Origin of the sequence: Neorhizobium puerariae (assembly GCF_042429745.1) — a bacterium.
GTDB lineage: Bacteria > Pseudomonadota > Alphaproteobacteria > Rhizobiales > Rhizobiaceae > Neorhizobium > Neorhizobium puerariae.
The window spans coordinates 64,700-78,524 of sequence record NZ_JBHMAA010000028.1 but is presented as its reverse complement, the minus strand read 5'-3'; the positions used below and the strand labels follow the sequence as shown (position 1 = coordinate 78,524).

At 62.4% G+C, this 13,825-nt stretch carries 13 protein-coding genes; 3 read left to right on the top strand and 10 right to left on the bottom strand.

Features of this window, described 5'->3' with window-relative positions; all coding sequences use genetic code 11:
* Positions 1–62: 62 nt before the first annotated feature.
* Both caiB and ACFFP0_RS23165 read left to right on the top strand, forming a co-directional pair.
* A complete protein-coding gene (gene caiB / locus ACFFP0_RS23170; protein WP_377264577.1) occupies positions 63–1,265 on the top strand; it encodes a succinate--glutarate CoA-transferase in 1,203 nt (400 codons plus the stop codon).
* Positions 1,262–2,911, top strand: a complete 1,650-nt coding sequence (locus ACFFP0_RS23165; protein WP_377264576.1) for a thiamine pyrophosphate-binding protein — start codon at positions 1,262–1,264, stop codon at positions 2,909–2,911. The genes caiB and ACFFP0_RS23165 overlap by 4 nt, the downstream gene beginning before the upstream one ends.
* 59 nt (positions 2,912–2,970) lie before the next feature.
* Here the strand turns inward: ACFFP0_RS23165 and ACFFP0_RS23160 are convergent, their stop codons facing one another.
* The 3 genes from ACFFP0_RS23160 to ACFFP0_RS23150 all read right to left on the bottom strand — a co-directional run bounded on the left by ACFFP0_RS23160 (position 2,971) and on the right by ACFFP0_RS23150 (position 4,642).
* Positions 2,971–3,312, bottom strand: a complete 342-nt coding sequence (locus tag ACFFP0_RS23160; protein WP_377264575.1) for a RidA family protein — start codon at positions 3,310–3,312, stop codon at positions 2,971–2,973.
* A 73-nt stretch (positions 3,313–3,385) separates the two neighbouring features.
* Positions 3,386–3,724, bottom strand: a complete 339-nt coding sequence (locus tag ACFFP0_RS23155; RefSeq protein ID WP_377264574.1) for a protein tyrosine phosphatase family protein — start codon at positions 3,722–3,724, stop codon at positions 3,386–3,388.
* A gap of 78 nt (positions 3,725–3,802) precedes the next feature.
* Positions 3,803–4,642: a DUF4432 family protein gene (locus tag ACFFP0_RS23150; RefSeq protein WP_377264573.1), complete on the bottom strand. Its 840-nt coding sequence runs from the start codon at positions 4,640–4,642 to the stop codon at positions 3,803–3,805.
* Between the two features lie 194 nt (positions 4,643–4,836).
* On the opposite strand from ACFFP0_RS23150, the gene ACFFP0_RS23145 reads away from it, so the two are divergent.
* Positions 4,837–6,222, top strand: a complete 1,386-nt coding sequence (locus ACFFP0_RS23145) for a L,D-transpeptidase (protein ID WP_377264572.1) — start codon at positions 4,837–4,839, stop codon at positions 6,220–6,222.
* A 186-nt stretch (positions 6,223–6,408) separates the two neighbouring features.
* On the opposite strand, the gene ACFFP0_RS23140 is transcribed toward ACFFP0_RS23145, so the two are convergent.
* The 7 genes from ACFFP0_RS23140 to ACFFP0_RS23110 form a co-directional block, all read right to left on the bottom strand.
* A complete protein-coding gene (locus ACFFP0_RS23140) occupies positions 6,409–7,125 on the bottom strand; it encodes an AAA family ATPase (protein WP_377264571.1) in 717 nt (238 codons plus the stop codon).
* Positions 7,126–7,331: 206 nt separating this feature from the next.
* On the bottom strand, positions 7,332–8,477 hold the full coding sequence (locus tag ACFFP0_RS23135; protein WP_377264570.1) for an iron-containing alcohol dehydrogenase: 1,146 nt from the start codon (positions 8,475–8,477) through the stop codon (positions 7,332–7,334).
* On the bottom strand, positions 8,474–9,859 hold the full coding sequence (locus ACFFP0_RS23130) for an aldehyde dehydrogenase family protein (RefSeq protein ID WP_377264569.1): 1,386 nt from the start codon (positions 9,857–9,859) through the stop codon (positions 8,474–8,476). The genes ACFFP0_RS23135 and ACFFP0_RS23130 overlap by 4 nt, the downstream gene beginning before the upstream one ends.
* 18 nt (positions 9,860–9,877) lie before the next feature.
* Positions 9,878–10,300, bottom strand: a complete 423-nt coding sequence (locus ACFFP0_RS23125; RefSeq protein WP_377264568.1) for a type II toxin-antitoxin system VapC family toxin — start codon at positions 10,298–10,300, stop codon at positions 9,878–9,880.
* Complete coding sequence (locus ACFFP0_RS23120; protein ID WP_377264567.1) at positions 10,287–10,718, bottom strand: helix-turn-helix domain-containing protein; 432 nt, start codon at positions 10,716–10,718, stop codon at positions 10,287–10,289. Before ACFFP0_RS23120 ends, ACFFP0_RS23125 begins: the two co-directional genes overlap by 14 nt.
* A 77-nt stretch (positions 10,719–10,795) precedes the next feature.
* Positions 10,796–12,166 (bottom strand): glutamine synthetase family protein, encoded by a 1,371-nt coding sequence (locus tag ACFFP0_RS23115; protein ID WP_377264566.1) that lies wholly within the window; start codon positions 12,164–12,166, stop codon positions 10,796–10,798.
* A 58-nt stretch (positions 12,167–12,224) separates the two neighbouring features.
* Positions 12,225–13,724 (bottom strand): amino acid permease, encoded by a 1,500-nt coding sequence (locus ACFFP0_RS23110; RefSeq protein WP_377264565.1) that lies wholly within the window; start codon positions 13,722–13,724, stop codon positions 12,225–12,227.
* Between the last annotated feature and the right edge of the window lie 101 nt (positions 13,725–13,825).

Below are 13,825 nucleotides of genomic sequence, written 5' to 3'. Positions count from 1 at the left end.
TCACCGCGGCCCGCTTCCTTTTTCAGGCGCTCCGCGTGCCGCAGCAACCGTGACCCCGTAACATGAACCAGACAGCCAAGAAACCACCGCTCTCCGGCATCCGCGTCATCGAACTTGCCCGCGTGCTGGCCGGTCCATGGGCCGGCCAGATGCTGGCCGACATGGGGGCCGACGTCATCAAGGTGGAAAATCCCGACGGCGGCGACGATACGCGCGCCTGGGGACCGCCCTTCGTCGAAGGCGGGAACGGCGAGAACCTTTCGGCCGCCTATTATCACTCGACCAATCGTGGCAAGCGCTCCATCGCGATCGACCTCAAGACAGAGGAAGGCCAGGAAACCGTTCGCCGGCTTGCGGCGACGGCGGATGTCCTGATCGAGAACTTCAAGCTCGGAGGGCTTACGAAATACGGCCTCGACTACGACAGCCTGAAGACGGTCAATCCGAGACTGATCTATTGCTCTATCACCGGCTTCGGCCAGAACGGCCCCTACGCGAACCTCGCCGGCTACGACTACATCGTCCAGGGCATGTCCGGCTTCATGTCGATCACCGGCGAGCCGGAGGGCGAGCCGATGAAGGCAGGCGTCGCGATCGCCGACATCTTCACCGGCATCTATGCGGTGACGGCAATCCAGGCGGCGCTGATCCATGCCATGAAAACCGGCGAAGGCCAGCATATCGACATGGCCCTGCTCGACGTGCAGGCCGGCATACTCGCCAACCAGAACATGAACTACCTGATTTCGGGCAAGGCGCCGGTGCGGCTCGGCAATGCACACCCGAACATCAGCCCTTACGAAGTGGTGCCGACACAGGATGGCCACCTGATCCTGGCAGTCGGCAACGACGGCCAGTTCCGCCGCCTCTGCCGCATCCTCGGGGTCGAACAGGCCGCCGACGACGTGCGTTTCGCGATCAACAAGGCCCGCGTCGCCAATCGCGGCGAAGTCCGCCAGCTGGTCACCGCCGAGACCATGAAATGGAAGAAGGCCGATCTTCTCGCCGCCTGCGGCGAGAACGCCGTGCCGGCCGGCCCGATCAATTCGATTGCCGAAATGTTCGACGACCCGCAGGTCAAGGCGCGCGGACTTCGGATCGATCTCGAAGCGGCGGACGGCACCGTTATCCCGGGCGTGCGCAATCCGATCGTGTTATCTGAAACGCCGCTTGCCTATCACCGGCCGAGCCCGGCGCTCGGCGAACACACGGCGGATGTGCTGGCCGAGCTGGCGGACATCGAAAAGAGGGGGAAACAGGCATGAAGACGGGCGGCCAACTCATCGTCGAAGCGCTGAAGGCGAATGGCGTGAAGCGCATCTCCTGCGTTCCGGGCGAAAGTTACCTTGCCGTGCTCGACGCGCTCTATGAAAGCGGCATCGACGTCCTCGTCTGCCGCCAGGAGGGCGGCGCGGCGATCATGGCGGACAGCTGGGGGCGCCTGACCGGCGAACCCGGCATCTGCATGGTGACCCGCGGGCCGGGCGCCACCAACGCTTCGGCCGGACTGCACATCGCAAGGCAGGATTCGATCCCGATGATCCTCTTCATCGGCCAGGTCGCCCGCGACATGAAGGAACGGGAGGCCTTCCAGGAAGTCGAATACCGCCGCGCCTTCACCGAATTCGCCAAATGGGTCGGCGAGATCGACGATGCCCGCCGCATTCCGGAATTCGTGACCCGCGCCTTCGCAATCGCAACCTCGGGGCGGCCGGGCCCGGTCGTCCTGACGCTGCCGGAAGACATGCTGGTCGACGAGGTCAAGGCTCCGCAGGCACGCCCCTACACACGCGTCGAAAGCCACCCGGGCAAAAGCCAGATCGCCGCCTTCGCAAAAGCGCTGGGCGAGGCGAAGCGGCCGATGTTCATCCTCGGCGGCACGCGCTGGAGCGAGGAGGCGCATGCAGACTTCGCCAGGTTCGCCACCCGTTTCAACGTGCCAGTCTCCTGTTCCTTCCGTCGCCAGATGCTTTTCGACCATCTTCATCCCTGTTACGCGGGCGATGCGGGGATCGGCATCAATCCGGCGCTCGCCGCGGAGATCAGGCAGGCCGACCTGCTGGTGCTGCTCGGCAGCCGCATGTCGGAAATGCCCTCTTCCAGCTACACCCTGCTCGACATCCCCTATCCGAAGCAGAAACTGGTCCATGTCTTTCCCGACCCGGAAGAGCTTGGCCATCTCTATCGGCCGGACCTCGCCATCTGCGCAGCGCCGGCGGAATTCATCGCGGCCCTGGGCGAGCTCGAAACGCCCTCCTCCCCGGCATGGGCCGACCGGACCGCCGCGATGCACGAATCCTATCTCAAGTGGTCCACTCCGCCGGAAGCGGGGCCCGGCCCGGTCAGGATGGGACCGATCATGACGTGGATCGAGGAGAACGTGCCGGATGATGCGATCTTCACCAACGGCGCGGGCAACTATGCCACCTGGCTCCATCGTTTCCACCGTTTCCGCAAATACAACACCCAGTCCGCTCCGACATCCGGGTCGATGGGCTACGGCCTGCCGGCAGCGGTTGCGGCAAAACAGCTTTTCCCCGACCGGGAAGTCGTCTGCTTCGCGGGCGACGGCTGCTTCATGATGCACGGGCAGGAATTCATTACCGCCGTCCGCTACGGGCTGCCGATCATCACCGTGCTGGTCAACAACGGCATCTACGGCACGATCCGCATGCATCAGGAACGCGAATACCCGGGCCGCGTCAGCGCCACCGATCTGGTCAATCCGGATTTCGTGGCCTATGCCAAAGCCTTCGGCGGCCATGGCGAGCTGGTCGAGAAAACGGAAGAATTCGGCCCAGCCTATTTACGCGCGCGGGCCAGCGGCAAGCCGGCTATCATCGAGGTGAAACTCGATCCGGAAGCCATCACGCCCGCAAGAACCCTGACGCAGATCCGGGAAAAAGCATAGCCTCCATGAAAAAAGCCGGCCCGTCGCTGGACGGGCCGGCTTTTTAGACGAACGTCAGATCAGATCGCGGCCGTGACGATGAACTCGACCTTGTACTTCGGCGCGGCGAGCTTGGCTTCGCTGGTGGCGCGGGCCGGCGGGTTGGCCGGGTCGACCCAGGCTTCCCAGACGGCATTCATCTCGCCGAAATAGGCGATGTCGGACAGATAGATGATCGTCTGCAGGATCTTCGACTTGTCGCTGCCCACGGCGGCCAGCAGGCGATCGACTTCGGCAAGCGCCGACTTGCACTGATCGGTCACGCTTTCGCCTTCACCCACCTGGCCTGCCAGATAGACGGTGTTGCCGTGGACGACGGCGCCGCTCATGCGGGCGCCCGGCTCGATGCGCTTGATGCTCATGGAAATACTCCTGAAACTGAATTGAGCTGTGGAAGGATGCCCGGCGCGTGACGCGCAAGGCGAGCGAAAAACCTCAGCCGCGAATGTGCTGGCTTTTTTCGTAGATTGCCGTCGAGCGCGCGCCGGAACGGCAGAAGCCGAGCATCGGGCGCGGGAATTCGTCGAGCGCGTCGACCATGGCCTTCACGCCTTCCGCCTCGACGCCCATGCGGCCGACCGGAATGTGACGGATATCGAGACCGAGTTCCTGGGCACGCGCCGCGATGTCGGCATAATGCGGCTGGCCCGGCTCCTCGTCGTCAGGGCGATGGCAGACGAGCGACCTGAAACCCAGGGCTTTGATCTGGTCGAGGTCCTCGACGGTGATCTGACCGGTGACCGAATATTCGTCGTTGATCTGCCGGATATCCATGGCGCAACCTCCATCTTCTTTTGAGGCGCAAGCATTACGACGGTGCCGCAGAGGCGTCAATCACGGAACTGCGCAACCTCAGACGAAGCTGAACCGCAGGCCGTATTCGATGCTCTTGCCGGGCTTCAGCAGGCCCAGTTCGCCCTTCTCGGCAAGCTCGTAGCGGCTTGCGCCGCGGTGGGAGACAGGCTCGATGCCAAGCACATGCGCCGGCGCCTTCTGGTTTCGCCAGACCTGCAGGTGCGGCAGCGTATCGGTCCTGAATTTCACCTTCAGCGTCAGCCCGCCGATCGCGGCGACCGGACCAAGCGCGATCTCCGCCCACTGCTCGTTCTCCTGCCTCGCCGGCACGCAGAAGACCCCGCCCGGCTCCTTGCCGAAGGTCCAGGGAAAGCCGCCTCCCTCAAGCATCCTTCCCGCAAGCCTCACATGTTCGTCGAACAGCCAGGCGCCGATATTCATGTGATACATGTGAACGGGCGCGAACGGCTTCGTACCGGTATTCGTGACCCGGTCCAATAGGCTCACCTCGCCGGTTCCGCCGTCGATGCGCCAGTGGCGCTCCAGGAGGGCCGGCTCTCCCGTCGCCATCGTGACCGGTATGCGGGCATGACATTCGGCATCCTCCCCCTGGGCGTCCCAGAAAAGGATCTCGGCCGGATGCGACGAGAACGACCCGTGCAGCGGATATGCCTTGCCGTCGCCCCTGCCCTCGATAGGCTCCGGGTGACGGATATGGTCCGGACCGCAGGTGAAGAGAAATCCCTCCAGCGAATGATCGATTCGCGGATCGCCATCGTCGGGAATCGCCCGTCCGGGAGAGAGGTCGGTATCGCCGATAAAACAACCTCCGATATCGAGCACGGAAGTTTCGTCGAGGAAAAGCCTGGGGCCGTTAGCCGCCGAAAACGCCTTCATAATCATCCCCTTCACGGTTTCGTCAGGACTTCTAACCGATCATGATGCAAATTTAACCCAGCGTTCATAACGAATTCACTTTTTTCACACTACGGTCAAAATTACCTTGTCTGTGGCGACAGGCGCACGAGGGCGGGAACGAACGGTCGGTTTCCCGATTACGTGTAATTAGGAAACAGGAACTCGGTGACATCGTGAAGCGGCTATTTTTCGCAGGCGTCAGCCTCGCCCTTTTGACCGCGGCCCAGGGCATCGCGCCCGCCCAGGCGCAGAGCCGGTACGATCGGTATCCGGCCGATACGATGCTCGTGGCTCCCGATGGTGCGATCCTCGACTACGTGCCGGATCGCCGCGACGTCGTCATCAGCCGCGACGGCATGGGCCGGCGGGTCTTCATCGACCGCTACGGCAATATCGTCGCCACCGAGATCCGCCAGGATGCCTATCGGCCGGCCCGCACGGAGGAATATCCTCCGGCCCCCGGCGGCTATCGAAACTTCCGCGACGCCGGCGGCTCCCGCGACGGCTACGGTTACCGGGACTACCGCGAATACCGCCCAGGCGAACCGGGCGCGGTCACGGGCGGGATACCGGGCTCCGTCACCCGCATGCCGCTGGAAAACCAGCCCATGCCCGGCGCCGAGGAGGCCTACCCGCAGGAAGCCTCGATCGAGCCGGACCAGCAGGCCATCGAGAACCTGCATCCTCAGAAACCGGTCATCACGGTCACCAAGAAACCGCAGGCCGAGATCGCCGCCCTTCAGGTCTTCCTGGATCGCGAGGGAATCTCGCCGGGCGTCATCGACGGTCACCTCGGAGACAACGTCAACAAGGCGATCGCCGCCTGGCAGGAAATGACCGGCGAAACCCTCGATCCGAACAATTCCGAGGACATCATGCAGCGGCTGACCTATTCGGGCGGCCTGCCGATCATCGACTATACGATCACCGCGGCCGATGCCGCAGGCCCCTATGTGGCGTCGATTCCCGACGACTATGCCCACAAGGCGCAGCTCCCGGCCATGTCGTTCATCTCCGTGACGGAAAAGCTCGCCGAGCAGTTCCACATGGACGAGAACTATCTGAAGGCCCTGAACCCCGGCATCGATTTCACGATCCCCGGCACGATCGTCAAGGTCATCAATCCGGGCCAGCCGAAGACCGGTCAGGTCACCCGCATCATCGCCGACAAGGGCAGGAAGCAGGTCTTCGCCTACGGCGCCGACGGCCGTCTGGTCGCCGCCTATCCGGCCACCATCGGCTCCAGCGACACGCCGTCCCCGACCGGCACGCATACCGTCGAGCGCGTCGCTCTCGACCCGGGCTATACCTACAACCCCAAGATCAACTTCAAGCAGGGCAACAACGACCAGATCCTGCAGATTCCTCCCGGCCCCAACGGCCCGGTCGGCACCGTCTGGATCGCCCTTTCCAAGCCCACCTACGGCATTCACGGCACGCCCGAGCCGTCCAAGATCGGCAAGACCAACAGCCATGGCTGCGTGCGGCTGACCAATTGGGACGCGACCGAACTCGCAAAGATGGTAAAGACCGGCGCGACGGTGGAATTCGTCGAGTAAGCCCAGCCTGCGGAGACGAAACGCCGGCGACCTCGTCGGCCTCCTTCCCGTTTCCGGAAGCCGGTATCCACGACCGTATTTGCTCGTGCGCTCCACGGTGCCGTGAAAACCGTGACGCGGCCGACTCTCTCGAGCCGACCGCGTCAGGAACAAGTTCCGGGCTGAACGAAACTTGAAGCTGTTCTGTCAGGCCGCGTTGCGCCCCAGCCCGAAAAGGCGGGATGCGACCGAGCGCGTGATCTTGACGGGCATCAGGCGCAGCACTTCCTTTGCAAAGGCGCCGGCGTTTTCCCTGGCCTTGTCGACATTGCTGACCTTCATCGGATCAAGCGTATGGAGCGTGCCGCCAATCTCGAAAATCTCCTTGAACGCGATGCGCTCGCCGATCGGCGTATCGAGAACATGAACGCCACGGGCGGCCAGCAGTCCCTTGATGGTGAGGAGCGCCTTCGTGGTGACCATGGACGTCACCCGGGTCAGAACGACCGAATGGGCGATGTTGAGATTGGCCTTGTCCTTCAGGAAGGAGAGAAGGTCGAGGATCTGCGCCGCTCCCTTGGCATCCATGGCCGAGCCCTGGACCGGGATCATCACATGGTCGGAAAGGCCGATCGCCGTGGTGACCAGCGCGTCGCGAGCGCCCGCCAGATCGATGATGAAATAGTCGGTGCGCGGGGCCATCTCGCGAAGATGACATTGCAGCGACGCGATGGTGACTTCGGAAACGACCTCGATATTCCGAATCGGGCCGGAAATCTCTGACCATTGGCTGATCCACCGCTGCGGATCGCCGTCGATGACGGTGACGCGAAAACCCTGATGGGCGAGTTCCGTGGCGAGCAGCAGCGCGGCGGTCGTCTTTCCGGCACCGCCCTTGGCATTGGCAAAAGAAATTACAGGCATTTTCGGTCCTCGAAGAAATCTGGAGCCGCATCGCTCACGAGGACACCGGGAAGCATGGTGTCATGCCTCCATCCTTTCCAAACATGGTTAACGAATGCTTAATTCAGGCAATACTAATATCATCCAACAAATTTGGGTTTTCTTCCAAAATGCAGAAAACCCGAGGCTTTTCGGGCCTCGGGCTTCTTTAATGAAGGCGCCTGAGATCAGAAACAATCGAGGAACAATGCCTTCGTGTTCTCCATCGTCATCGGCACGGGATTGCCGCCGCAGCTTGGGTCCTCGATCGCCATGGCCGTCAGCTCGTCGATTCGGTCGGCCTTGATTCCCATGGCCGTGAGATTCTCCGGTACGCCGAGCTCGGAGCGCAGGGAGAGGACATAGTCGTAGAAGCCGTCAAAACCGCCGGCGATGCCGAGATAGGCGGAAGCGCGCGCGATCTTCTCCTCGATCGCCGGACGGTTGAAGCGCAGCACCGGCGGCATCACGACCGCATTGGTCATGCCGTGATGGGTATTGTAGACCGCGCCGATCGGATGCGAGAGCGAGTGAATCGCGCCCAGCCCCTTCTGGAAGGCGACGGCCCCCATGGCAGCGGCCGACATCATGTTGGTCCGGGCTTCAAGATCCATCCCGTCCCTATACGCACGCGGCAGGAATTCCTTCACGAGCCGCATGCCCTCGAGCGCGATACCACCCGACATCGGGTGGTAGAAGGGCGAACAATAGGCTTCCAGGCAGTGGGCGAAGGCATCCATACCGGTTCCCGCGGTGATCGCCTTCGGCATGCCGACCGTCAGTTCCGGATCGCAGATGACGACGCCCGGCAGCATCTTCGGATGGAAGATGATCTTCTTCACATGGGTGGCGGAATTGGTCAGCACCCCTGCCCGGCCAACCTCCGATCCCGTCCCCGCCGTCGTGGGCACGGCGACGATCGGCGCGATTTTCGATGCATCGGCGCGCGTCCACCAGTCGCCGATATCCTCGAAATCCCAGACCGGCCGCACCTGGCCGGCCATGAAGGCGATCAGCTTGCCGAGATCGAGCCCGGAGCCGCCGCCGAAGGCGACCACGCCGTCATGGCCGCCGTCCCCGTAGGCCTTGATGCCGGCTTCGAGATTCTTCTCGTTGGGGTTGGGATCGACATCAGAAAAGACCGCACGGCCGAGCCCCGCCTCGTCCAATATGTCGAGCGCATGGCCGGTGATCGCCATGGAGGCAAGTCCCCGGTCGGTGACGAGAAGCGGCTTCTTCAAACCCAGCGTCCTGCAGGCGTCCGCCAGTTCCTTGATCCGGCCACGCCCCAGCTTGATGGCGGTGGGGTAGCTCCAGTTCGCAACGATATTCATGTCGTGACCTTCTTCAGGTGATAGGATTTCGGGCGGGTCAGGTTGTGGAAGCCGAGAACGGAGAGCGAGCCTCCGCGCCCGGTTTCCTTGACGCCGGTCCAGACAAGCGCCGGGTCCAGATAGTCGGCGCGGTTCATGAAGACCGTTCCGGTTTCAAGTTCGTGACCGATCCTGGCCGCACGGTCCGCTTCCTTCGTCCAGAGCGAGACGGTCAGGCCATACCGGCTGTCGTTCATCAGCCCGATCGCCTCCCCGTCCGTCTTCACCTTCATGATCCCCACGGCGGGGCCGAAGGTTTCCTCGCGCATGAAGGGCATCGAATGATCGACATCGACGAGAATCTGCGGCGCGAGATAGGCACCGCCATCGTCGGCCGGGAAGAGCTTCGGGTCGATCAGCGCCCTGGCGCCCTTCGAGACCGCGTCGGCGATCTGCTCGCGCACCACCTTGGCGAAACGCTTGTTGGCCATCGGGCCCAATGTCGTTTCATTGTCGAGCGGATTACCGAGCTTGTAGTTCGATACCCAGGCGACCGATTTTTCGACGAACCGGTCGTAGAGCGATTCGTGCACGTAGATACGCTCGATGCCGCAGCAGCATTGGCCGGAATTATAGGTCGCGCCATCCATAAGCACATCGACCGCCGCATCGAGATCGGCATCCTCCATCACATATCCGGGGTCCTTGCCTCCGAGTTCGAGGCCAATGCCGGTGAACGTGCCGGCAGCGGCGCGCTCGATCGAGCGCCCGCCTTCGACGGAGCCGGTGAAATTGATGAAGTCGAACAGGCCCTCGGAGATCAGCCTGGCCGTCGTGTCGTGGTCGAGGAAAAGATTCTGGAAGACGTCTTCCGGAACTCCGGCCTCCACGAAGGCCTTTACCATGCGCTCTCCGACGAGGACCGTCTGCGAGGCATGTTTCAGCACCACCGTATTGCCGGCCATCAGCGCCGGCGCCACGGTATTGATCGCCGTCATATAGGGATAGTTCCAGGGCGCGATGACGAAGACGACGCCATGCGGCTCCCGCTCGATGCGCCGCTCGAACGCCCGGCTGTCCTCGACCACGATCGGCGCAAGCGCGTCGGCCGCAATGGAGGCGACATAGTTGGAACGCTCGTTGAACCCGCGATATTCGCCCCCGTAGCGCACCGGCCGGCCCATCATCCAGGCAAGCTCCGGCACCACGTCGCCGGACATCTCGTTGAGCCGCGCGCGCCCCTTGAGGACGAGTTGCACGCGTTCTTCCAGCGGCCGTTTCGCCCAGGCCTTCTGCGCCTTGCGGGCACGCCCCACGGCTTCCGCCGCCGCCTCCGCCGTCATGGCCGGACGTTCTGCATAAACCGAGCCATCGACCGGCGAGATACATTGGATCATCGTCATTCAAACACACTCCAGTGATCAGCAGGCAAGCGTGCGCACATGGCCAGCCGCCCCATAAGCAAGGATCGCGCGATCGCGCGTGATAATGGTCAGGTCATTTTGCCGTGCAGTCGCGATCACTATACGGTCAACGGGATCGTTGCGAACGGGTTGCGGCAGGAAGGAGGATGCGATGAGGATGTCTGGGGATGCCTCGATGATTCTGATACCTACCGATGAAACAAACTCCTCGAACCAGGCCACCGCAGGTTTTGCCGTGGGAAGTCTTCCCTTGCTGATCAACATCCCAATTTCCCAAGCCGACATCACAGATGCAACCAACGGATCGCTTGCGGGATCGATGCTATCCAGCAGGGCCCTCACGTCTGCAGATACGGGTTGATCATTCGCAAGCCAAACGATGGCACAGGTGTCGAGAAGAAACCCCTCAGTCGTCTTCATACACCTTCCCCCAGTCAGGATCGGCCGGTGCAGTCAGATCGAGACCATCAGGTATTGTCATCGTGCCTTTCATGCAGCCGAATATCGGATGGCGACCGGTTTTATCGATAACAGCCGGGCGGCGGGTTTGCGGCCGGCCAGTGCCTGAAGCCCCCACCCCTGCATTCGAGGAAAACGGCTCTTGGCCGCGCTCGTGAAACCCATGGACCTCCCCGCGACGTCGCGCCGCAACTTCGTCAAGCGGCACATCAAGATAGGCGGCAACCTGATCCTGCTCCTCTGCGCTCATCTTCCGCCCGCCGTTCAACATCCTCGATACCGCACTCGCATCAAGTTTCATGAAACGAGCCATGTCGCGCAAGGATACCCCCTTGTCTGCCAGCTTTTTATGAAACCACGCGCTGTCGATAGTTCCCATGGCAACCTCCAAACCGTCGACCAGCAGCCTAGCAAAATGCGATGCAAGCAACAAGACCACGGTTCGTTGTGATAATCTCAAGACCTCTCGAAGCCGCGCGCCACTTCCCAGTCCGTCACCCGACGGTCGTATTCCTCCTGCTCCCAGTGAGCGGCCCGGACGTAGTGGTCTATGACGTCGTCGCCGAACGCGGTCCGCAGGAGTTCGGACGAGGACATCAATTCGGTCGCGTCCCGAAGGGTCTTGGGAATTTCCCGCACGTCCTTGCCGGAATAGGCATCGCCGACGAAAGCCGGTTCCAGCTCCATCTTCCTCTCGATCCCGTCGATGCCCGCCGCGATCAGCGCGGCCATGGCGAGATGGGGATTGAGATCGGAGCCGCCGACCCGGCACTCGACGCGGATCGCCTTGGTCTCCTCGCCGCAAAGGCGATAGCCGGCGGTGCGGTTGTCCTTCGACCAGACGGCCTTTGTCGGCGCGAACGTGCCTGCCATGAAGCGCTTGTAGGAATTGATATAGGGCGCCAGGAAATAGGTGATCTCGCCCGCATGGTTCAGCAGCCCCGCCATGTAATGCTTCATGACCTCGGACATGCCGTGCTCGCCCTGCCTGTCGAAGAAGAGCGGCGTCGCGCCGTCCGCGCTCCACAGCGACTGATGAATATGCGACGAACTGCCCGCCGCATTGTAGTTCCACTTGGCGAGGAAGGTGATGGCCCTGCCCTTCGACCAGGCGATCTCCTTGCAGGCATTCTTGATGATCACATGGCGGTCGGCCATCGTCAGCGCATCCGCGTAACGGACGTTGATCTCCTCCTGGCCGGCGGAAGCCTCGCCCTTGGAGTTCTCGACCGGTATGCCCGCGCCCTGCAGGCCGGTGCGGATCGCCCGCATCACCTCTTCTTCCTTGGTCGTCTGGAAGATGTGGTAGTCCTCGTTGTAGGCGCTGGCGAGCCTGAGGTTGCGGTAGCCCCCTTCGCGTGCGCTGTCATAGGTCTGGTCGAACAGGAAGAATTCCAGCTCGGTCGCCATGAAGGCGGCCATGCCCATCGCCTCCAGCCGCTTCACCTGCTTCTTCAGGATGGCGCGCGGCGAATGCGGCACCTCCTCGTGCGTATGGTGGTCCAGCACGTCGCAGATCACGAGCGCCGTGCCTTCCAGCCAGGGAAGCTTGCGCAGCGTCGAAAGATCCGGCTTCATCGTATAGTCGCCGTAGCCCTGTTCCCAGCTCGCCGCCTTGTATCCGGAGATGGTTTCCATCTCCATGTCGGTCGCCAGCAGGTAATTGCAGCTATGGGTTTCCCTGTAGGCGCCCTCGACGAAATATTCCGCCTGGAACCGTTTGCCCATCAGCCGGCCCTGCATGTCGACCTGGGCGGCGACGACGGTATCGATACGTCCCGCGGCGACATCGAGTTTCAGATCGTCGAAAGAATAACTGGCGGTCATGCCTCGCATCCGTTCCTTTGAAAAATGGGACGCGGCCCGAAAGCCGCGCCGGGAAAGACTAGATGAGTGAAGCGGCCTGCTTGTGCTCCATCGCGAACTCCTCTTCCGGCGAGAGGATCAGGCGGTGGCGGCCGACCATCGCGAAATAGGCGATCGCCACGGCGAACCAGACGACGACCCACAGCACGCCCTTGGTGAAATTCGGGTCCTGCGTCTGGTAGAACAGCGTGACGACGGCGATGACGATCGTCAGGACGGCGCCGGGAACGCCGAGCGGCGAGCGGAAGGGCCGCTCGATATTCGGCAGCTTCTTGCGCAGGATGATGAAGGAGATCGCCTGCATGATGTAGGAGAACATCGCGCCGAAGACCGCCATGTTGAGCAGCACGCTGCCGATCACGCTGCCTCCCTGTTCCGCGCCGAGCGAGAACCAGATCACCAGCATCACCGCCAAACCGACCAGCGAACCCGTCATCATCGCCAGATAGGGCGTCTTGTAGACGGGGTGGGTGACGGACAGCACAGTCGGAAAATATCCGGCGCGCGACAGCGAATAGACCTGACGGCCCTGGGCATAGAGGATCGTGTGGAAGCTGGCGATGAGACCCGTCAGCGCCACGAGCCCAAGGACCACGACGCCGCTATCGCCGTAGATCGCCTTGAAACCGTCGAGCAGCGGCTCCAGCGACGAACCGAGATGGAAGGAACCGACCCCCGGCAGGGATGGATTGAGAAGTACGATCATGAAGGCCGAGACCATCAGCGTTACCATGCCGAGCATGATCCCCTTGGGCATGTCGCGCTTCGGGTCCACGGATTCCTCGGCTGCAAGCGGCAATTGCTCGATCGCCAGAAACAGCCAGACGGCGAAGGGAAGCGTCGCGAGCACGCCCGAAAAGCCGAAGGGGAACCATGAGCCATTGCCCTCCGGCAGTTCCACGGCCGCGCCGTCCGGGCCGACGCCGATGTTCAGCGCCCAGCGCGAGAAGTCCATGCCCGGGATCGCGCTGATCCAGAAGAACACCAGCACGGCCAGGGAAAGCACGGTGATGACCAGCGTCACCTTGAACGAGAGCTCCAGGCCGAACACGTTGAGGCCGAGGAAGATCGCATAGAAGATGATCCAGACGAGCGGTGAATAGGCGGGATCGAGCCCGAGGATCGAATTGACATAGGCCGTGATGAAGGTGACGACGACAGCCGGCGTCAGCACGTATTCGACATTCTCGCAAAGTCCGGTGATGAAACCGCCCCATGGCCCCATGGCCGTGCGTGCGAAGGAATAGGCCGCCCCCGTGTGCGGCAGGGCGGGGCTCATCTCGGCGATCGAGAAGGTAAGCCCCAGATACATGATGGCGATGATGATGCCGGCGACCAGCATCCCGCCCCAGCCGCCGGTCGAAAACCCGAAATTCCAGCCCGAAAAATGGCCGGAGATGACCGCCCCGACGCCCAGCGCCCAGAGCGACCAGACGCCTGCATAACGGGAAAGGCCGCGCTTTTCGAAATAGGATGCGTCCGCCTTCTTGTAGCTGACGCCTGCAGATGAACTTTCCATGCCCTTCTCTCCTGATCAAAGAAACGGGCGGCCAGCCGTCATGGCCAGCCCCACCCCAGTCGACATGTCATGGCGCCGCCCGCTTCTTGTCGGTGTCGGCG

Bases quoted from the DNA above. Each gene is read 5' to 3' on its own strand.
- ACFFP0_RS23155 (WP_377264574.1), bottom strand. From the start codon at position 3,724: ATGGATATCCGGCAGATCAACGACGAATATTCGGTCACCGGTCAGATC.
- ACFFP0_RS23125 (WP_377264568.1), bottom strand. From the start codon at position 10,300: ATGAAGACGACTGAGGGGTTTCTTCTCGACACCTGTGCCATCGTTTGG.
- ACFFP0_RS23150 (WP_377264573.1), bottom strand. From the start codon at position 4,642: ATGAAGGCGTTTTCGGCGGCTAACGGCCCCAGGCTTTTCCTCGACGAA.
- ACFFP0_RS23140 (WP_377264571.1), bottom strand. From the start codon at position 7,125: ATGCCTGTAATTTCTTTTGCCAATGCCAAGGGCGGTGCCGGAAAGACG.
- ACFFP0_RS23120 (WP_377264567.1), bottom strand. From the start codon at position 10,718: ATGGGAACTATCGACAGCGCGTGGTTTCATAAAAAGCTGGCAGACAAG.
- ACFFP0_RS23160 (WP_377264575.1), bottom strand. From the start codon at position 3,312: ATGAGCATCAAGCGCATCGAGCCGGGCGCCCGCATGAGCGGCGCCGTC.
- ACFFP0_RS23135 (WP_377264570.1), bottom strand. From the start codon at position 8,477: ATGAATATCGTTGCGAACTGGAGCTACCCCACCGCCATCAAGCTGGGG.
- ACFFP0_RS23130 (WP_377264569.1), bottom strand. From the start codon at position 9,859: ATGACGATGATCCAATGTATCTCGCCGGTCGATGGCTCGGTTTATGCA.
- ACFFP0_RS23110 (WP_377264565.1), bottom strand. From the start codon at position 13,724: ATGGAAAGTTCATCTGCAGGCGTCAGCTACAAGAAGGCGGACGCATCC.
- ACFFP0_RS23165 (WP_377264576.1), top strand. From the start codon at position 1,262: ATGAAGACGGGCGGCCAACTCATCGTCGAAGCGCTGAAGGCGAATGGC.
- ACFFP0_RS23115 (WP_377264566.1), bottom strand. From the start codon at position 12,166: ATGACCGCCAGTTATTCTTTCGACGATCTGAAACTCGATGTCGCCGCG.
- caiB (WP_377264577.1), top strand. From the start codon at position 63: ATGAACCAGACAGCCAAGAAACCACCGCTCTCCGGCATCCGCGTCATC.